Annotated in this window: 14 protein-coding genes and 1 pseudogene; 13 read left to right on the forward strand and 2 right to left on the reverse strand. The window is 72.4% G+C overall.

Annotated features, from left to right (window positions below):
• The first annotated feature begins 15 nt into the window (after positions 1-15).
• The 6 genes from ACFYY2_RS25925 to ACFYY2_RS25950 all read left to right on the forward strand — a co-directional run bounded on the left by ACFYY2_RS25925 (position 16) and on the right by ACFYY2_RS25950 (position 6,839).
• A complete protein-coding gene (locus ACFYY2_RS25925; RefSeq protein WP_388746946.1) occupies positions 16-1,167 on the forward strand; it encodes an ABC transporter ATP-binding protein in 1,152 nt (383 codons plus the stop codon).
• Complete coding sequence (locus tag ACFYY2_RS25930; protein WP_388746949.1) at positions 1,164-2,087, forward strand: ABC transporter permease; 924 nt, start codon at positions 1,164-1,166, stop codon at positions 2,085-2,087. Before ACFYY2_RS25925 ends, ACFYY2_RS25930 begins: the two co-directional genes overlap by 4 nt.
• On the forward strand, positions 2,087-2,893 hold the full coding sequence (locus tag ACFYY2_RS25935; RefSeq protein ID WP_388746952.1) for an ABC transporter permease: 807 nt from the start codon (positions 2,087-2,089) through the stop codon (positions 2,891-2,893). The genes ACFYY2_RS25930 and ACFYY2_RS25935 overlap by 1 nt, the downstream gene beginning before the upstream one ends.
• Before the next feature lie 21 nt (positions 2,894-2,914).
• Positions 2,915-4,330, forward strand: coding sequence for an NAD(P)/FAD-dependent oxidoreductase (locus ACFYY2_RS25940; protein WP_388746955.1), 1,416 nt, complete (start codon positions 2,915-2,917; stop codon positions 4,328-4,330).
• 126 nt (positions 4,331-4,456) lie between these two features.
• Positions 4,457-4,915, forward strand: a complete 459-nt coding sequence (locus ACFYY2_RS25945; RefSeq protein ID WP_388746958.1) for a hypothetical protein — start codon at positions 4,457-4,459, stop codon at positions 4,913-4,915.
• Positions 4,916-5,000: 85 nt separating this feature from the next.
• Positions 5,001-6,839, forward strand: coding sequence for a chitinase (locus ACFYY2_RS25950; RefSeq protein WP_388746961.1), 1,839 nt, complete (start codon positions 5,001-5,003; stop codon positions 6,837-6,839).
• On the opposite strand, the gene ACFYY2_RS25955 is transcribed toward ACFYY2_RS25950, so the two are convergent.
• Complete coding sequence (locus tag ACFYY2_RS25955) at positions 6,824-7,621, reverse strand: phosphatase PAP2 family protein (RefSeq protein WP_388746964.1); 798 nt, start codon at positions 7,619-7,621, stop codon at positions 6,824-6,826. The genes ACFYY2_RS25950 and ACFYY2_RS25955 overlap by 16 nt on opposite strands.
• Positions 7,622-7,770: 149 nt before the next feature.
• Complete coding sequence (gabT, locus tag ACFYY2_RS25960) at positions 7,771-9,111, reverse strand: 4-aminobutyrate--2-oxoglutarate transaminase (protein WP_388746967.1); 1,341 nt, start codon at positions 9,109-9,111, stop codon at positions 7,771-7,773.
• Between the two features lie 245 nt (positions 9,112-9,356).
• On the opposite strand from gabT, the gene ACFYY2_RS25965 reads away from it, so the two are divergent.
• The 7 genes and pseudogenes from ACFYY2_RS25965 to ACFYY2_RS25995 all read left to right on the forward strand — a co-directional run bounded on the left by ACFYY2_RS25965 (position 9,357) and on the right by ACFYY2_RS25995 (position 18,933).
• A complete protein-coding gene (locus ACFYY2_RS25965) occupies positions 9,357-11,723 on the forward strand; it encodes an ATP/GTP-binding protein (protein WP_388746970.1) in 2,367 nt (788 codons plus the stop codon).
• Positions 11,724-11,869: 146 nt separating this feature from the next.
• Positions 11,870-13,447, forward strand: coding sequence for a PucR family transcriptional regulator (locus ACFYY2_RS25970; protein WP_388746973.1), 1,578 nt, complete (start codon positions 11,870-11,872; stop codon positions 13,445-13,447).
• A gap of 209 nt (positions 13,448-13,656) precedes the next feature.
• Positions 13,657-15,102 (forward strand): aldehyde dehydrogenase family protein, encoded by a 1,446-nt coding sequence (locus ACFYY2_RS25975; RefSeq protein ID WP_388746976.1) that lies wholly within the window; start codon positions 13,657-13,659, stop codon positions 15,100-15,102.
• A gap of 184 nt (positions 15,103-15,286) precedes the next feature.
• Positions 15,287-17,233 (forward strand): acyl-CoA dehydrogenase family protein, encoded by a 1,947-nt coding sequence (locus ACFYY2_RS25980; RefSeq protein WP_388746979.1) that lies wholly within the window; start codon positions 15,287-15,289, stop codon positions 17,231-17,233.
• 76 nt (positions 17,234-17,309) lie between these two features.
• Positions 17,310-17,546, forward strand: a pseudogene (locus tag ACFYY2_RS25985) (3-phosphoshikimate 1-carboxyvinyltransferase); the annotation flags it as partial.
• A gap of 38 nt (positions 17,547-17,584) precedes the next feature.
• Positions 17,585-18,079, forward strand: coding sequence for a nucleotidyltransferase domain-containing protein (locus ACFYY2_RS25990; RefSeq protein ID WP_388747125.1), 495 nt, complete (start codon positions 17,585-17,587; stop codon positions 18,077-18,079).
• A gap of 152 nt (positions 18,080-18,231) precedes the next feature.
• Entirely contained in the window at positions 18,232-18,933 is a 702-nt protein-coding gene (locus ACFYY2_RS25995) for a hypothetical protein (protein ID WP_388746982.1), read from the forward strand.
• Positions 18,934-18,970: the final 37 nt, after the last annotated feature.

Below are 18,970 nucleotides of genomic sequence, written 5' to 3' on the forward strand. Positions count from 1 at the left end.
CTGGGACCGCGACCCATGACACAGCAGCAGACGGCGGGCGGCGACGTCCGCCTCACCGGGATCAGCAAGACGTACGGCTCCTTCACCGCCGTGCATCCCCTCGACCTGACCGTCCCGCAAGGCTCCTTCTTCGCGCTGCTCGGCGCGTCCGGCTGCGGCAAGACCACCACCCTGCGGATGATCGCGGGGCTGGAGGAGGCCACGACCGGCACCGTGACCCTTGGCGGCCGCGACATCACGGACCTGCCCCCGTACAAGAGGCCCGTCAACACCGTCTTCCAGAGCTACGCGCTCTTCCCGCACCTCGACGTCAGCGAGAACGTGGCCTTCGGCCTGCGCCGGCGCGGGATCAGGTCGGTGAAGAAGCAGGTCGGCGAGATGCTCGACCTCGTGCAGCTCGGCGACTTCGCCCACCGGCGCCCGCACCAGCTCTCCGGCGGCCAGCAGCAGCGCGTCGCCGTGGCCCGTGCCCTCATCAACCACCCGCAGGTGCTCCTCCTCGACGAGCCGCTCGGCGCCCTCGACCTCAAGCTGCGCCGCCAGATGCAGCTCGAACTCAAGCGGATCCAGACCGAGGTGGGCATCACCTTCGTCCACGTCACACACGACCAGGAGGAGGCCATGACGATGGCCGACACCGTCGCGGTGATGAACGGCGGCCGGGTCGAACAGCTCGGTGCCCCCGCCGATCTGTACGAGAACCCCGGCACCACCTTCGTGGCGAACTTCCTCGGGACCTCCAACCTCATCGAGGGCGAGATCGTCTCCACCGGTACGGAGATCGTCGTCTCGGCCGGCGGCGGCAAGCTCCGCCTGCCCGGCACGCGATGTCGGGCCACCGCCACGACCGGCGGCAGGCTGCTGGTCGGCATCCGCCCCGAGAAGATCTCCCTGGCACGCGCCGAGGACGGCGCGGCGATAGCCGGGGGCCGCAACCGCGTCCCGGGGCGCATAGTCGACTCCAGCTTCATCGGGGTCAGCACCCAGTACGTCGTCGAGAGCCCGGCGGGCGAGGCGCTGCACGTCTACGAGCAGAACGTCGAGCACCGCGCCGGCCTCGCCCCGGGCGCCGAGGTCGTCCTGCACTGGAACCCCGAGCACACCTTCGGTCTGGACTCTGCCCAGGACATCGCCGCCGGAGTGGAGAGCGTGGAGGACGCGGCGTGAGCGTCACCGAGGCGCCGCCGGCGCGGACCACCGAGCCGAAGATCCGCAAACCGTCGGCCCGCAGGCGGCTCGTCCCCTACTGGCTGCTGCTCCCGGGCATCCTGTGGCTGCTCGTGTTCTTCGCCCTGCCGATGGTCTACCAGGCGTCGACCTCCGTGCAGACCGGCTCCCTGGAGAAGGGCTTCCAGGTCACGTGGCACTTCCGCACGTACTGGGACGCCCTCACCGACTACTACCCGCAGTTCATCAGGTCCCTGCTGTACGCCGGCACGGCCACACTCCTGTGCCTGCTGCTCGGCTACCCGCTCGCGTATCTGATCGCCTTCAAGGCGGGGCGCTGGCGCAACCTCGTCCTCGTGCTGGTCATCGCGCCCTTCTTCACCAGCTTCCTGATCCGCACGCTCGCCTGGAAGACGATCCTGGCCGACGGCGGCACGGTCGTGGACGTCCTCGGCACGCTGCACGTCCTCGACGTCACCAGCTGGCTCGGCTGGACGGAGGACAACCGCGTCCTCGCCACCCCGATGGCCGTCGTCTGCGGCCTGACCTACAACTTCCTGCCGTTCATGATCCTGCCGCTGTACACCTCGCTGGACCGGATCGACGGCCGGCTCCACGAGGCCGCGGGCGACCTCTACGCCACTCCCGCCACCACCTTCCGCAAGGTGACGCTCCCGCTGTCGATGCCCGGGGTCGTCTCCGGCACCCTGCTGACCTTCATCCCGGCCAGCGGCGACTACGTCAACGCGGAACTCCTCGGCTCCACCGACACCAAGATGGTCGGCAGCGTCATCCAGAGCCAGTTCCTCCGGGTCCTGGACTATCCGACGGCGGCCGCCCTCTCCTTCATCCTCATGGCGGTCGTCCTCCTGGTGGTCACCGTCTACATCCGCCGCTCCGGTACGGAGGACCTGGTCTGATGCCCGTACTCCGATGGATCCGCCGGAACCTGGTCGTGCTCGCCGGTCTGCTGACCCTCGCGTACATGATCCTGCCGAACGCCGTCGTCATGGTCTTCTCCTTCAACAAGCCGAACGGACGCTTCAACTACGCCTGGCAGAGGTTCTCCCTGGACGCCTGGAAGGACCCCTGCGGCGTCGCCGACCTCTGCGGTTCCCTGTCGCTCTCGCTGCGGATCGCCGTGTGGGCCACGGCCGGCGCGACCGTGCTCGGCACGATGATCGCCTTCGCCCTGGTCCGCTACCGCTTCCGCGCCCGCGGCGCGGTCAACTCGCTGATCTTCCTGCCGATGGCCATGCCCGAAGTCGTCATGGCCGCCTCACTCCTCACGCTCTTCCTCAACCTGGGGGCGAGGCTCGGCTTCTGGACGGTGCTGATCGCCCACATCATGTTCTGCCTCAGCTTCGTCGTCACGGCGGTCAAGGCGCGTGTGATGTCGATGGACCCGAGGCTGGAGGAGGCCGCCCGCGATCTCTACGCCGGTCCCGTCCAGACCTTCGTCCGGGTCACCCTGCCGATCGCCGCACCCGGGATCGCGGCGGGAGCACTGCTGGCCTTCGCGCTCTCCTTCGACGACTTCATCATCACCAACTTCAACGCCGGCTCCACGGTGACCTTCCCCATGTTCGTGTGGGGATCGGCCCAGCGTGGGACACCTGTGCAGATCAACGTCATCGGTACGGCCATGTTCGTCATCGCCGTGGCGGTGGTCCTCGCCGGGCAGCTCGTATCGAACCGGCGGAAGAGCAACGCGGGAAAACAGTAGAACCCGAAGGAGTTGGAAACCATGGCCCCGGATGCCATGCGTACCGCCGCACGGTCACTCTCCGACGCGCGCCCCCTGTCCTACTGGCTCGACGACCCGGGGCGGCCCCGGGCACTGGCCGCCCTCACGGGTGACGAGCACTGCGACCTCCTCGTCGTGGGCGGCGGCTACAGCGGTCTGTGGACCGCCCTGCTCGCCAAGGAGCGGGACCCCGGCCGCGATGTCGTCCTGATCGAGGGCGACGAGGTGGGCTGGGCCGCTTCGGGCCGCAACGGCGGGTTCTGTGCGGCGTCCCTGACCCACGGCCTCGCCAACGGACTGGAGCGCTGGCCGGACGAGATCCGGAAGCTGGAGGAACTGGGCGCGCGGAACCTCGACGCCATCGAGGCGGCCGTCGCCCGCTACTCCATCGACTGCGACTTCGAGCGCACCGGTGAGATCGACGTGGCCACCCAGCCGCATCAGCTCGAAGAACTGCGCGCATGGCACCGCAGCACACGGGAGCTCGGATTCACCGGGCTGGAACTCCTCGACCGCGACCAGGTGCGCGCCGAAGTCGATTCACCGACATTCCTGGGCGGACTGCTGGACCGGCGCGGCGTCGCCATGCTGCATCCGGCGAAGCTCGCCTGGGGGCTCAAGGAGGCCTGCCTCGGTCTCGGCGTACGGATCTTCGAGCACACCCGGGGTCTCGACCTCGCGGCGTCCGGGCCCGGTGCCGCGGTGCGCACCCCGTACGGCCGGGTGTTCGCCCGCCGGGTCGCCCTCGCCACGAACATCTTCCCGTCGCTGGTCAAGCGGGTGCGCGCGTACACGGTGCCGGTGTACGACTACGCGCTGATGACGGAGCCGCTCGACGCGGACCGGCTCGCCTCGATCGGCTGGGGAAACCGCCAGGGCCTCGGCGACAGCGCGAACCAGTTCCACTACTTCCGGCTCTCGGCCGACAACCGCGTCCTGTGGGGCGGGTACGACGCGATCTATCCCTACGGCGGCCGGCTGGACTCCTCCCTGGACCAGCGGCCCGAGACGTTCCTGAAGCTCGCCGGGCAGTTCTTCGAGTGCTTCCCCCAGCTCGCCGGAGTGCGCTTCAGTCACGCCTGGGGCGGCGCGATCGACACCTGCTCGCGCTTCTCCGCCTTCTTCGGCACGGCCCACGGCGGGCGCGTCGCCTATGCCGCCGGATACACCGGGCTGGGGGTCGGGGCGACCCGCTTCGGGGCCGACGTGATGCTCGACCTGCTCGCGGGCGAGGAGACCGAGCGCACGACGCTCGCCATGGTCCGTTCCAAGCCGATGCCCTTCCCGCCCGAGCCCTTCGCCTGGGCCGGGATCGAACTCACCAAGAGGTCCCTCGCCCGCGCCGACAGCCATGGGGGCCACCGCAATCTCTGGCTGCGGACCATGGACCGGATGGGGCTCGGCTTCGACAGCTGACCGAGGGTGAGCCAGGTCACCGCCGACGGGTGGCCGAACCCGCGTCATGATCCGGTCCGACCGCTCTCTCCTCCGTGAACGCACCGTCGGAACGCCGCCGGTGCCCACGGGAGAGGGAGGCAGTCCATGACCGGCACGGGGGCGAAAGCCGCGGTCGTATGGCTCGCATCGGTGGCACCGGACCCGGAGGCCTGCCGGGAGGAGTGGGAGCGCAATCCGCGGGGGATCGCGCTCCTGCCCGCCGGGAAGCGCTGGGACGTGCTGATCGTCCCCGGCGAACTGGGCTATCCGACGCTGGACGTGATCACCCGCCTCGTCGACAGGCCGGGGCCGGTGCTGGCGGACTTCGGCGACTCCCGGATGGGCTTCTTCGTGCCCCCGGGGACGGCTGCCCGGTGGGTCGGGACGGGTATCCGCGGGGTCGGGCGGGGTGCCTGGATCGTCGTGCCGCGTCCGGGCAGCACGGTCGGGGGCGTGCGATGGCTCATCCCGCCCGACGGCTCGGGGGTGCTCACCGACGCCGCCCTGCTCGAACTCGCCCTGCACGAGGCAGCCGCCGCCCGCGGCGGCCGTGACGGGGGATGACGCGGCGCCAGAGGTCTTGACAACTTGATTGGTCTGGACCATGTTGTGCGCGAACGGCTCAATTCCTGCGCGCACGGAGGCTGTTGTGGAACGCACCGGATCCCGTACCGGACCATCCGTCAGACCGTCCGGGCTGCTCGCCGGCCTCTCGGCGGTGCTGCTCGCCGCCGGTGCCCTGGTCGCCACGGCACCGGCCGCCGGCGCCGCGGACGCCGATCTGGCGCGCAACGGGGGCTTCGAGGCGGGCCTGGACGGCTGGTCCTGCTCGGCCGGCAGCGGAGCGGTCGTCAGCACCCCGGTGCACGGCGGCACATCGGCGCTGAAGGCGACGCCCGCCGGCAGTGACAACGCCCGGTGCTCCCAGACGGTGACGGTGAAGCCCGACTCCGCCTACACGCTGGGCGCGTGGGTGCGGGGTGACTACGTCTACCTCGGGGCGTCCGGCACCGGCACCACCGACGTGTCCACCTGGACCCAGTCCGCCGGTGCCTACAAGCAGCTCACCACGACCTTCAGGACCGGCCCCGCGACGACCTCGGTGACCGTCTACACCCACGGCTGGTACGGCACCCCCGCCTACTACGCCGACGACCTCACCCTGATCGGCCCCGGCGGCGCCCCCGTCACCGTCCCCTCGGCCCCCGCCGGACTGAAGGCCGGGACGGCCACCGCCTCCTCCGTGCCGCTGTCCTGGACGGCGTCCGCCGGAGCCACCGGCTACCGCGTCTACCGCGGCGGCACCAAGGTCCTCGACACCACCGCGACCTCGGCGACCGTCACGGGCCTCACGGCCTCCACCGCGTACGCCTTCCAGGTCAGCGCCGTCAACTCCGCCGGCGAGTCCGCGAAGTCCGCCGCCGTGAACGTCACCACGGGCACGGGCGGCGGCGGGGGCGACAGCGGCGGGCTCCCGGCCCACGCCCTCGTCGGCTACCTCCACTCCAGCTTCGCCAACGGCTCCGGCTACACGCGCATGGCCGACGTGCCGGACTCGTGGGACGTCATCAACCTCGCGTTCGGCGAGCCGACGTCCGTCACCTCGGGCGACATCCGCTTCTCGCTCTGCCCCGCCACGGAGTGCCCGAACGTGGAGAGCGAAGCCGAGTTCAAGGCCGCCATCAAGGCCAAGCAGGCAGCCGGCAAGAAGGTGCTGATCTCGATCGGCGGCCAGAACGGCCAGGTGCAACTCGCCTCGACCGCGGCCCGCGACGCCTTCGTCACCTCCGTCGGCAGGATCATCGACACCTACGGACTCGACGGCCTGGACATCGACTTCGAGGGCCACTCGCTGTCGCTCGCCACGGGCGACACCGACTTCCGCAGCCCGACGACCCCCGTCATCGTCAACCTCATCTCCGCGGTGAAGTCCCTCAAGGCGAAGTACGGCGAGAAGTTCGTCCTCACCATGGCCCCCGAGACCTTCTTCGTGCAGCTCGGCTACCAGTACTACGGCTCCGGCCCCTGGGGCGGCCAGGACCCGCGCGCCGGTGCCTACCTGCCGGTCATCCACGCCCTGCGCGACGACCTCACCCTGCTCCACGTCCAGGACTACAACTCGGGCCCGATCATGGGACTGGACAACCAGTACCACTCGATGGGCGGCGCCGACTTCCACATCGCGATGACCGACATGCTGCTCACCGGCTTCCCCGTCGCGGGCGACCAGTCCAGGGTCTTCCCCGCACTGCGCCCCGAGCAGGTGGCCTTCGGCCTCCCGGCGTCCACCCAGGCGGGCAACGGCCACACCTCGCCCGCCGAGGTCACCAAGGCGCTGAACTGCCTGACGAGGAAGACCGACTGCGGCTCGTACCAGACGCACGGCACCTGGCCGGGGCTGCGCGGGCTGATGACCTGGTCCATCAACTGGGACCGGTTCAACAACTGGGAGTTCAGCAGGAACTTCGACGCCTACTTCGGCGGCTGACCACTCCTCGTGAGGGCCCGCAGCGTGAGCAGCAGCACCGCGCTCAGGCACCAGCCGGCCACCACATCCAGCGGCCAGTGGTAGCCGCGCAGCACCAGACCGACGCTCGTCGCCGCCGTCAGCAGGACGGCGGCGACGAGCGTCATCCACGACCGCCTCACATACGGGGCGAGCAGCAGGGCCGCGGCGCCGTACGCCACCGCCGCCGTGGTCGTGTGACCCGAGGGGTAGTAGCCCGTGGCCTCCGTCAGCGGCCCCTGACGGTCCGTCCACATCTTCAGCGGGACGACCAGGGCCGGTACGGCCGCCAAGGCCAGGACGGCGAACAGGGCCGCACGCCGGGCCCGGCGGAACCAGGCCACCAGGACCGCGCACACCAGCACGGACCCGGCGACCTGAGGGTTGCCGAGGTCGGAGAAGAGATCCGCGAGGCGGGCCGGACCGCGTCCCGCCAGCTCCAGGCCGAGCCTCTCGTCGGGCCCGAGCAGGGGACCGCCGGTCAGTACCTGCCAGGTGATCAGCGCGAAGAGGACCGCCGACACCGCGGCCGTGGAGACGAGAAGGACCGGCCACCGGGGAACAGGGGGGATTGTTCCGGGGTGGCCGGTCGGATCGGGTTGCCGCGCGCCCCGGGGGGTGTGGGGCGAGCGGCCATCCGATCGGTGAGGAGTCCCGGAGCCCGAAGCTCCGGTGGTGTGCGCGAAGGCACGGCCGGAACGGAGCTGGGGGAGCCCCGGCCCGGCTTCGCCCGCAGTCCCCTGCGGGCGGGGTGTTTCTCTCATCTGGGAAAACCGTACGTCAGAGGGGGTGGGCACCGGAAGCGACAACGGTATCCCGCCATCGCCCCCGCACACCTTCTTCACACGCCCTCACCCCGGCCCGGGCCGATGCCGTCGAAAACGGCCCCCGGCGGCCGGACGGGTCGCACGGATCAGAGCCGCGCGAACGCCTGCTCGAGGATGTCCAGGCCCTCGTTCAGCAGGTCCTCGCCGATGACGAGCGGCGGCAGGAAGCGGAGCACGTTGCCGTAGGTGCCGCAGGTCAGCACCACGACCCCTTCGGCGTGGCACGCCTTGGCCAGGGAGGCGGCGGCCGCGGCGTCGGGGTCCTTCGTGCCGGACTTCACCAGCTCGATCGCGATCATGGCGCCGCGGCCGCGGATGTCACCGATGACGTCGCCGTTGGGCAGCTTGGCCCGCATCTCGGCGAGCCGGCCCTTCATGACCTCCTCGATGCGCCTGGCCTTCCCGTTCAGGTCCAGCTCGCGCATCGTCTCGATGGCGCCGAGCGCACCCGCGCAGGCCACCGGGTTCCCGCCGTAGGTGCCGCCGAGGCCGCCCGCGTGGGCGGCGTCCATGATCTCGGCGCGGCCGGTCACCGCGGACAGCGGCAGACCGCCGGCGATGCCCTTCGCCGTGGTGATGAGGTCGGGCACGATGCCCTCGTCCTCGCAGGCGAACCACTGGCCGGTGCGGCAGAAACCGGACTGGATCTCGTCCGCGACGAAGACGATGCCGTTGTCCTTCGCGAACCGGGCGATCGCCGGGAGGAAGCCCTTGGCCGGCTCGATGAAGCCGCCCTCGCCGAGCACCGGCTCGATGATGATCGCGGCGACGTTGTCGGCGCCGATCTGCTTGGTGATCTCGTCGATGGCCTGGGCGGACGCCTCGGCGCCGGCGTTCTCGGCCCCCGTCGGCCAGCGGTAGCCGTAGGCCACGGGCACGCGGTAGACCTCGGGCGCGAACGGACCGAAGCCCTGCTTGTACGGCATGTTCTTCGCCGTCAGGGCCATCGTGAGGTTGGTACGGCCGTGGTAGCCGTGGTCGAAGACGACGACCGCGGTGCGCTTGGTGTAGGCGCGGGCGATCTTCACGGCGTTCTCGACGGCCTCGGCGCCCGAGTTGAACAGTGCGGACTTCTTGGCGTGGTCGCCCGGCGTCAGCTCGGCGAGCTGCTCGCAGACCTCGACGTACCCCTCGTAGGGCGTGACCATGAAACAGGTGTGGGTGAAGTCGGCGAGCTGCGCGGACGCCCGGCGCACCACGGCCTCGGCGGAGGCGCCGACGGACGTCACGGCGATGCCGGAACCGAAGTCGATCAGCCGGTTGCCGTCGACGTCCTCGATGATCCCGCCGCCGGCCCGGGCGGTGAAGACCGGCAGTGTGGAACCCACACCCGCGGCGACGGCCGCCACACGGCGAGCCTGCAGCTCGACCGACTTCGGGCCGGGGATGGCAGTGACGACGCGGCGCTCCTGCGGGATGTCGGACATGCGGGGCTCCTGGGGGTGTTTCGGACGCTTCTGTTTCAGCAGGCTAGGGGCGGGCGCGGGCAGCGGTCATGCTCCGATCGGGAGTGGTGCCGGCGTGTCCTTGTCCGCGACGGACAGATGACCGGACGCCGCGGCTGCGGGACGCCTCGCCGGGTCATCCGCCCGCATGGCTGAACTCCCGGTGCCCGGGCACTAGATTGGCCGGTGCAGAAGGCGGGACCTGGCTGGTCAGGGGGCAGCGGTTCATGGACACCGAAGGCATGTACGACGCACGGGGCACGGGCGCGGACCGGGTACCCCGTCCGGCGGGGCCACCGCCCGCCGCGCCGCCGCCGCCCGCGTACGCACCGCACCCGGGGCCTTCGCCGGCCGTCGGAGGCCTCGACGCCTGGCTGTGCACACCCCGCCCCGAGGCCGGCCCAGGCGTCTGGCGCTTCGGCCACGCCCCGCGCCCGCCGGAGAAGCCCGAAGGCGTGTCGGACCGCTCGCTGATGGTGGGGCTGCTCATCTCCGCGCTCTCCGGGCTGCTCCTGTGGTCCCTGTGGCGCAACGGCTACGTCCCCTACCGCCTGGTCCCGCTGAAGCTGTTCACCCCCGGCGACTGGTGGTACGCCGGGACGTTCGGCGGGCCGAGGACGGTCGAGGGCGCCGACGCCCTCACGGTCTACGAGGCCGTCCTCTTCGGGCTCCTGGTCTACGGCTGCGGGAGGCTCGGCAACTGGTCCGAGATCTTCCGGCGCCACGTCGCCGGACGCGGGCAGCCCTTCCTCGCACTGGCCACGGCCGCCGGAGGCGCCGTCGCCGAGGTCCTCGTGTGGAAGGACGCGGTCCCGCTCGTCAGGCCGCTGCTGATTCTGGTCGCCGCCGTCGCCGGCGGTGAGATCTACCGGAGCCAGACCGTGGTCGACGTGATCTACGCCGTGATCGGCCTCGGGGTGCTCTGGCCCTTCGCCCGCCTCGGCCGCTGGCGCGAGCTGATCGCCGCCCGCACGGGGAAGGGAGGCGGCCAGGCACCCACCGCGCCCTCCGCGCCCCCGGACGCGCCTCCCCACGGGCAGTGGCCCGAGCTGCGTGCCGCAGGGCTGACGGACGCCGCCGAGATCCTCACCGCCGAGGTGCGCAGCGGCCGGATGAACGACGTCGACGTCGCGAGGCTGCGCCACGCCTGGACCGTCGGCAGGGCGCACCCGGAGCGGCTCGCCGCGCTCACCGAGGCCGTCCTGCGCACCGCAGGCGCCGCAGCGCTGCACCCCTCGGGCGCCCGCGACCTGCCGCGCCGCGCCGCCCGGCACGACCTGCTCACCGGACAGGTGCGGATCGGCACCTTCGCCGACGACCCGCACAACCCCTACGCCCGGCGCGGCTCCGGCACCGCCCTGGAACCCGGGCTGCTGGGCACCTCCCTGCTCGCGGTCGGGCCGCCCGGGGCGGGCAAGTCCGCCCGGCTGGTGCGCCCCGTCGTGGAGTCGCTCGCCCTGCAGGCGCTCGCCGGCCGGGCCGCCGTGCTCGCCGTCGGCGGTGGCGCGGGCGAACTCGGCCCCGACGAGGCGTTCGACGTCGTGGTCCGCATCGGCGACCCCGCCTCCGTCCACGACTTCGACCTGTACGGCGGCACGACGGATCCCGACGAGGCCGCGAGCGTGCTCGCGGAGGGTCTGGTCGGCGACGTGCCCCAGTTGGACAGCCGGCGTGCCGCGACCGTGCTCGCCCAGCTGCTGGGCCCCTACCGCGCGGCCCACGGGCACTTCCCCGGGTTGCCCGAACTCCGGCAGTTGCTGGACGGTGACCACGCGCCGACCGACGCACTGCGGGAGGCACTGGCGGCCGGCGGCCATCAGTCGATGCTGCGCGAGCTGGACGCCCGCACCCGCCAGCAGGGCGGAGCCGGGGACCCCGCGCCCGTCCTCGCCGACCGGATCGCCCTCCTCGACCGCCCCGCGTTCGCGCCGTTCTTCGCCACCGGCGAGCAGGCACGGCCCTTCTCGCTGCGTTCCCTGGAGCACCTGCCGCTGCGGGTCAGGATCGACCTTCCGGAGCGGGCGCACGCGGAGGCCTCACGCCTGCTGGCCCGGCTCGTGCTCGCCCAGTTCACGGCCGTCACCGCTGCCCGGACCGACCGGTCGCTGTTCGTCTGCCTCGTGCTCGACGACGCGACGCACACCATCACCGCCGGGACGGTCCGCGGTGTACGGCGGCTGCGCTCGGTCAACGCGGGCGCCGTTCTCACCCTGCGTACCGTCGACGACGTGCCCGAGCAGCTGCACACCGCGCTGCTGGGCGCGGTCGGCTGCCGCATGGCGTTCAGCGGCGTCACGACCTGGGACGGCAAGCGTTTCTCGGAGGCCTGGGGCAAGGAGTGGATCGACACCCGCGAGGTCGCCGAGCACGCCGTCTTCGCCGACCAGCCCTTCACCCGCGCGCTCCACGCCCTGCGCAAGCTCGTCACGGGCAAGGCCGTGACCAGGGAAGCCGTCACCGTCCGCCGGGTCGAACGGGAGCGCTGGTCGGCCTCGGAACTGGCGTACTCCCTGCCCGCCGGGCACGCCGTCCTGTCACTGACCACCGTGGACGGCGAGCACGCGCCCCCGCTCCTCGTCGAACTGAATGGCTGAACGGGCGGTGACGGGGACCCTGCCGCCCTGGCAGAATTGACGGCGACCGTCTGTACGAGGCGGCGTAATCGAGCTGCCCGTCCCGGGCGGCGCAACCGGCCCGCCCCCAGGGCGGTCCCATCGACTCCCAGAGGTCCGCCGGTCCCATGCCTCTCACTCTCGCCTCCCTCGTCCAGCACTCGGCGCTCCGGCTGACCGTCCGGGCGGGGGCCGACCGGCTCGGCACCCCGGTCCGCTGGGCACACGCCAGCGAGCTGGCCGACCCCGTGCCGTACATGGAGGGCGGTGAGCTGCTCCTCGTCACGGCGACCAACCTCGACGCCCGGGACCCCGGGACCATGCGCCGGTACGTACAGCGGCTGGCCTGCGCCGGAGTCGCGGGCGTGGGCTTCGGTGTCGGCGTCACGTACGACGACATCCCGGCGGCTCTCGTCGACGCCGCCGAGGAAGCGGGACTGCCGCTCGTCGAAGTGCCCAGACGCACGCCGTTCCTGGCCATCAGCAAGGCCGTGTCGGCGGCCATCGCGGCCGACCAGTACCGCTCGGTCACGGCCGGGTTCGAGGCCCAGCGCGAGCTGACCAGGGCGGCCGTCGCAGGCGACGGCCCGGCGGCGCTCCTCACCCGGCTCGCCGCGCACATCGACGGCTGGGCGGCGCTGTACGACTCCTCGGGGGCCGTTCTCGCCGCCGCACCGGACTGGGCGGCCCGGCGCGCCGCCCGGCTCACGCCGGAGGTCGAGCGCCTGCGCGACCGCCCCGCCCCCGCCAGCGCCGTCGTGGGCGACACCGAGGGCGACGACCGGGTCGAGCTCCAGTCCCTGGGCACCGGCCGCCGGGCCCGCGGCGCACTGGCCGTCGGCACGGGCGCGGCCCTCGGCACGGCCGAGAGGTACGCCGTGAACTCGGCGGTCGCGCTGCTGACACTGACCACGGCACGCTCCCGCGCGCTCCAGGGTGCGGAACAGCGCCTCGGGGCGGCGGTCCTGAGGATGCTGCTCGCAGGCCAGTCGGACCACGCCCGGGCCGTCGCGGGGGACCTGTACGGCGGTCTCCTCGACGCGCCCTTCCGGCTCCTCATCGCGGAGGCGCCGGCCCCCGCCGGGACCGAACCGCTCGCCGAGGCGCTGGAGGCGGCGGCCGGCCGGTCCGGCGAGACCCTGCTGACGGTGCCCGAGGGGGAGCGCCTCGTGGTCCTGGCCGTGGACGGCGGAGCCGTGGTCGCGGCCTGCGCCGAGTACGCGCGGGCCGAGGAGGAGCGGCCGCCGCGCGAGTCCGGGGCCGACGAACCCGACGTGGTCGTCGGCCTCTCGGCGCCCTCCGGGCCGATCGCGGTCTCCGCCGCGTACAAGCAGGCCGAACAGGCCCTCTCGGTCGCCCGCCGCCGCGGCAGGGTGCTCGTCGAGCACGAGGAGCTCGCCGCCGGCTCCGTCCTGCCGCTCCTCGCCGACGACGCCGTGCGCGCCTTCGCCGACGGGATGCTGCGGCCGTTGCGGGAGCACGACGCCAAGGGCCGCGGGGACCTCGTCGCCTCGCTGCGCGCCTGGCTCTCCCGGCACGGCCAGTGGGACGCGGCGGCGGCCGACCTCGGCGTCCACCGCCACACCCTGCGCTACCGGATGCGCCGCGTCGAGGAGATCCTCGGCCGCTCGCTGGACGATCCGGACGTCCGCATGGAGCTGTGGCTGGCCCTGAAGGCGACGGCGGCCTCGTCGGGGACGCCGTAGCGGCGTGCCGGAGCGGCTGTTCCGGGGCTCCGCCGCCGCAGGTCAGGGGCCTGTCGTGGCCGCCTCCGACAAAGCGGCGCACCGTCCGGCCGCTCCACTCCACGGTGGACAAGCCTCATCCGCCGCGCCTCGCCCTACGGTGGGGCCGACGGGTGCCCCGCGGCGCCCGGTGATCCTCGTTCACCACCCCCTGAAGGGCCGGAACCGCCATGACTTCCACCCACGCCTTCTGGCTGGCCGGCCGCCGGGCCACCGGCGAGGACAGCTTCGACGTCACCAACTCCTGGGACGGCCGCCACGTCGGCACCGTCTCCGTGCCCACCGACGCCCAGGTCGAGGAAGCCGTCGCGGCGGCATGGGCCGTGCGCGAGGAGTTCGCGGCGACCCCCGCGCACGTACGCGCCGCCGCGCTCGACCACGTCGTACGCCGCCTCACGGAGCGCACCGAGGAGATCGCGCAGCTGATCTCCGCCGAGAACGGCAAGCCCGTCAAGTGGGCCCGCGGAGAGGTCGGCCGGGCCGTCTCCGTGTTCCGCTTCGCCGCGGAGGAGGCGCGCCGCTTCAACGGCGGCGACGCCCAGCGCCTCGACACCGACGCCGGCGGCACGGGACGCCTCGCGCTGACCCGCCGCTTCCCGCGCGGCCCCGTGCTCGGCATCTCGCCGTTCAACTTCCCGCTCAACCTCAGTGCCCACAAGGTCGCCCCGGCCATCGCCGTCGGCGCGCCGATCATCCTCAAGCCGGCCCCGGCCACCCCGATCTCCTCGCTGATCCTGGGCGAACTGCTGGCCGAGACCGACCTGCCCGCCGGGTCCTGGTCGGTGCTGACCGTGCCCAACGACAGGATGCCCGCCCTGGTCCAGGACGAGCGGCTGCCGGTGATCTCCTTCACCGGGTCCGGCCCGGTCGGCTACTCGATCATGGAGTCGGTGCCCCGCAAGCACTGCACGCTCGAACTCGGCGGCAACGGCGCCGCCGTCGTGCTCGGCGACTGGTCCTCCGAGGAGGACCTGGACCGCGCGGCGGACCGCATCGCGACCTTCTCCAACTACCTGGGCGGCCAGTCCTGCATCGCGGTGCAGCGGGTCATCGCCGACGCCGCCGTGTACGACCGGCTCGTCCCGAAGATCGTCGCCGCCGTCGAGGCCCTCGTGACCGGTGACCCCTCCGACGCGGCCACCGACGTCGGCCCGCTGGTCAGCGAGGACGCGGCCCGCCGGGTCGAGTCCTGGGTCGACGAGGCCGTCACCGCCGGCGCCACGCTGCTCACCGGCGGCAAGCGCGACGGGGCCACCTACGCCCCGACCGTCCTCACCGACCTCCCGGACACCACGACGATCGCGGGCGAGGAGGTCTTCGGGCCGGTCCTGTACGTCCGGAAGACGCACGGCGAGGCCGAGGCGTTCGCCGCCGTCAACGACTCCAAGTACGGCCTCCAGGCGGGCGTCTTCACCCACGACCTGCAGACCGCCTTCCGCGCCCACCGCGCCCTGGAGGTCGGCGGCGTGATCATCGGCGACGTGCCCTCCTACCGGGCGGACCAGATGCCGTACGGCGGCGCCAAGCAGTCCGGAGTGGGCCGCGAGGGCGTGCGCTACGCCATGGACGACTACACCTACGAGCGGGTCCTGGTCCTCACTGGCCTGGCCCTGTAGCCGGAGCGCCGACGGAACCGGCCGGAGCCCGCTGTTCGGGGGCTCCGGCCGGTTCCGCGTGCCGTGGGGAGCCCGCCGCAGGGGTGGTGGGGGTGACGCAGATCGGGTAGATACGGACGAGTGGTACCGATCGGCACGCGTACGGCCCGACCCATATCCCGACCCGTGGCGAGGTGAGCTCCTCATGTCCGCCCCATCCGACATCCCCCAGGCCCCCAAGGTCACCGAGCGCGAAGCACGGCAGGTGGCCGAGGCCGCCCGTGAACAGGACTGGCGCAAGCCCAGCTTCGCCAAGGAACTCTTCCTCGGACGCTTCCGGCTCGACCTGATCCACCCCCACCCCCAGCCCGCCCCGGACGACGTGCGGCGCGGCGAGGCCTTCCTCGCCCGGATGCGCGAGTTCTGCGAGAACCGGGTCGACGGCGCCCTCATCGAGCGCGAGGCGAAGATCCCCGACGAGGTGATCAACGGGCTCAGGGAGCTCGGCGCCCTCGGCATGAAGATCGAGACGAAGTACGGCGGCCTGGGCCTGACCCAGGTCTACTACAACAAGGCGCTCGCGCTCGCCGGTTCGGCGAGCCCCGCCATCGGCGCGCTGCTCTCCGCGCACCAGTCCATCGGCGTACCCCAGCCGCTGAAGATGTTCGGCACCCAGGAGCAGAAGGACACCTTCCTGCCCCGCCTGGCGCGCACCGACATCTCCGCCTTCCTCCTCACGGAACCCGACGTCGGCTCCGACCCGGCCCGGCTCGCGACGACCGCGGTGCCCGACGGCGACGACTACGTCCTGGACGGCGTGAAGCTCTGGACGACCAACGGCGTGGTCGCCGACCTGCTCGTGGTGATGGCCCGCGTGCCGGAGTCCGACGGCCACAAGGGAGGCATCACCGCCTTCGTCGTCGAGGCGGACTCCCCGGGCATCACCGTGGAGCACCGCAACGCCTTCATGGGCCTGCGCGGCATCGAGAACGGCCTGACCCGCTTCCACGGCGTGCGGGTCCCCGCGGCCAACCGGATCGGGCCCGAGGGCGCCGGTCTCAAGATCGCCCTCACCACGCTCAACACCGGCCGCCTGTCGCTCCCCGCCATGTGCGTCGGCGTCGGCAAGTGGTCCCTGAAGATCGCCCGCGAATGGTCGGCGGTCCGCGAGCAGTGGGGCAGGCCGGTCGCCCGCCACGAGGCGGTCGGCGCCAAGATCTCCTTCATCGCGGCCACCACCTTCGCCCTCGAAGCGGTCGTGGACCTCTCCTCGCAGATGGCCGACGAGAGCCGCAACGACATCCGCATCGAGGCCGCGCTCGCCAAGCTGTACGGCTCCGAGATGGGCTGGCTGATCTCCGACGAACTGGTCCAGATCCGCGGCGGCCGCGGCTTCGAGACCGCCGACTCGCTCGCCGCCCGAGGCGAACGCGCCGTCCCCGCCGAGCAGATGCTCCGCGACATGCGGATCAACCGGATCTTCGAGGGCTCCACGGAGATCATGCACCTGCTGATCGCCCGCGAGGCCGTCGACGCCCACCTCAAGGTCGCCGGTGACATCATCGACCCCGACAAGCCGTTCTCCGACAAGGCGCGGGCGGGCGCCAACGCGGCGCAGTTCTACGCGCGCTGGCTCCCCAAGCTGGTCAGCGGCCCCGGCCGGCTCCCCAGCTCCTACGGCGAGTTCCGTGTCCCCGGACACCCCGACCTCTCCACCCACCTGCGGTACGTCGAGCGCGCGGCACGCAAGCTGGCCCGGTCGACGTTCTACGCCATGTCCCGCTGGCAGGGCCGGATGGAGACCAAGCAGGGCTTCCTCGGCCGGATCGTCGACATCGGCGCCGAACTCTTCGCGATGAGCGCGGCCTGTGTCCGTGCCGAGCACCTGCGCGCCGACAACGACCACGGACGCGAGGCCTACCAGCTCGCCGACGCCTTCTGCCGGCAGTCCCGGCTCCGCGTCGAGGAGCTCTTCGGCCGGCTGTGGTCCAACACCGACGACCTCGACCGCCGCGTGGTCGACGGAGTCCTCGCCGGGACCTACACCTGGCTGGAGGAGGGCGTCATCGACCCGAGCGGCGAAGGCGCCTGGATCGCCGACGCCACCCCCGGGCCCGCCACCGGGGACAACGTCCACCGTCCCGTCCGCTGACCGCCGCGGCCGCGGGGCGCGTCCACTGCCTGGACGCGCCCCGCGGCCATGCCCCGGCCAGGGCACCATGGGCGCCCGGAACATGGGCATCACCGTGCACACCGGACCCGACTGGATCGAGATCCACCCCGGCACCCCGCGACCCACGGAGATCGTCACCCACGGCGACCACCGGATCGTCATGTCATTCGCCGTCACAGCGCTCCGCACGCCCGGGACCGGCTTCGACGACCCCGGATGCGTACGGAAGACGTTCCCCGGCTTCCACGAGGAGTTCGCGGACTTCGTGGCGAGGAGCGCCGACGGGAAATGACCGTGCGCCCCCGCACGGGGCGCGCTAAGGTCGCCCGCATGATGGCGCGGAACGATGTCCTGGCCGTTCTCGGCCTGCTGGGCGCGGCCGGCACCGACGTGGTGCTCGCCGGAGGCTGGGGCATCGACGCCCTGCTGGGGGAGGAGACGCGCGAACACCGCGATCTCGACCTGCTGCACGACCGGGGACAGGAGCCCGCGGTCGTGGCGGCGCTGGAGTCCGCCGGATACGCCGAGACACTGGACCAGCGTCCCGTCCGCTTCGTCCTCACCCATCCCTCCGGGCGCGAGATCGACCTGCATCCACTGGAGTTCGCGGCCGACGGCTCGGCCGTGCAGGCGTCCCCGGACCCCACGGCGCCCTTCCACTACCCGGCGGCCTGCTTCGTCACCGGCACCATCGGGACGACCACCGTGCGCTGCATCTCCGCCGAGCGGCAGGCGGACTTCCACCGGGGTTACGAACCCGCCGCCCGGGACGTGCGGGACATGGCGCACCTGCGGAGGAAGTTCGGCATCGAGACCGCCTTCTGATCACCGCATGCCGCACAATCGAGCCTCGGCCGCGACCGGACACGGTCCCGGCCCGTCAACAGGAGACAGGGGCAGGCATGTTCGGGGTGCGCGGAGCGGATGTCCGGCGACGGGGCGGCGGCCGGCGGAGCGCCGCAGCGGCGGGATGCGCGGTGATCGCCCTCGCGGGTGTCACCGGATGCGGCGGCGACGGAGAGGACGGCAAGCCGGAGGCCGGGAGGAGCTCCGCGCCCTCCCGCCCGGCAGCCACCGCCCGCGGTCTCACCGAGGCACAGCTCACCGCCCTCGCCCTCGCGGACGGGGAGAAGGCCGGCGGCCTCACCGTGTCCGAGTACGCCCTGGGCGGGCCGCTCGGCGACGCCTACACGGCCTCACCCGCCGTGTGCCAGCCGCTGGTCAGCCTGGCCGGGGACGTCTCCGGCCGCACCCCCACCGCCCAGGTCCAGCGGAAGGCCGACGAACCCGGCGAGATACTCGGCGTCACCGTCGACGTGACGCTGCGCTCGTACGCCGGCGGGGACGCCGCCCGGGTCATGCGGTCTCTCGGCCGGGCGGGCCGGGAGTGCGCCGGGGGCCTCACGGAGGAACGGGCGGTCGCCCGTGCCACGTACGAGAAGGTCGAACCCGCCGTGCTGCCCTCCTTCGCGGGCGAGGCCGACGAGGCGAAGGCCTTCCGCTTCACGGTCCTCGACGTGAGGGGGAAGCTGAAGCTGTACGAGTACCTCACCGTCCTGCGGTCAGGTTCCACCACGCTGGCCTTCCGCGGTGAGATCCTCGGCACGAAGGACATCGGCCGGATTCCCGAGGACGTCATGGCCGCCCAGTGGAGGAAATTCCGTGCCGGGCGGGCCTGAGGCACACGCCGACGGGGATGCCCTGTCGGTGCGCCCG

The organism is Streptomyces sp. NPDC001822 (assembly GCF_042892135.1).
In the GTDB taxonomy this organism is placed as follows: Bacteria; Actinomycetota; Actinomycetes; order Streptomycetales; family Streptomycetaceae; genus Streptomyces.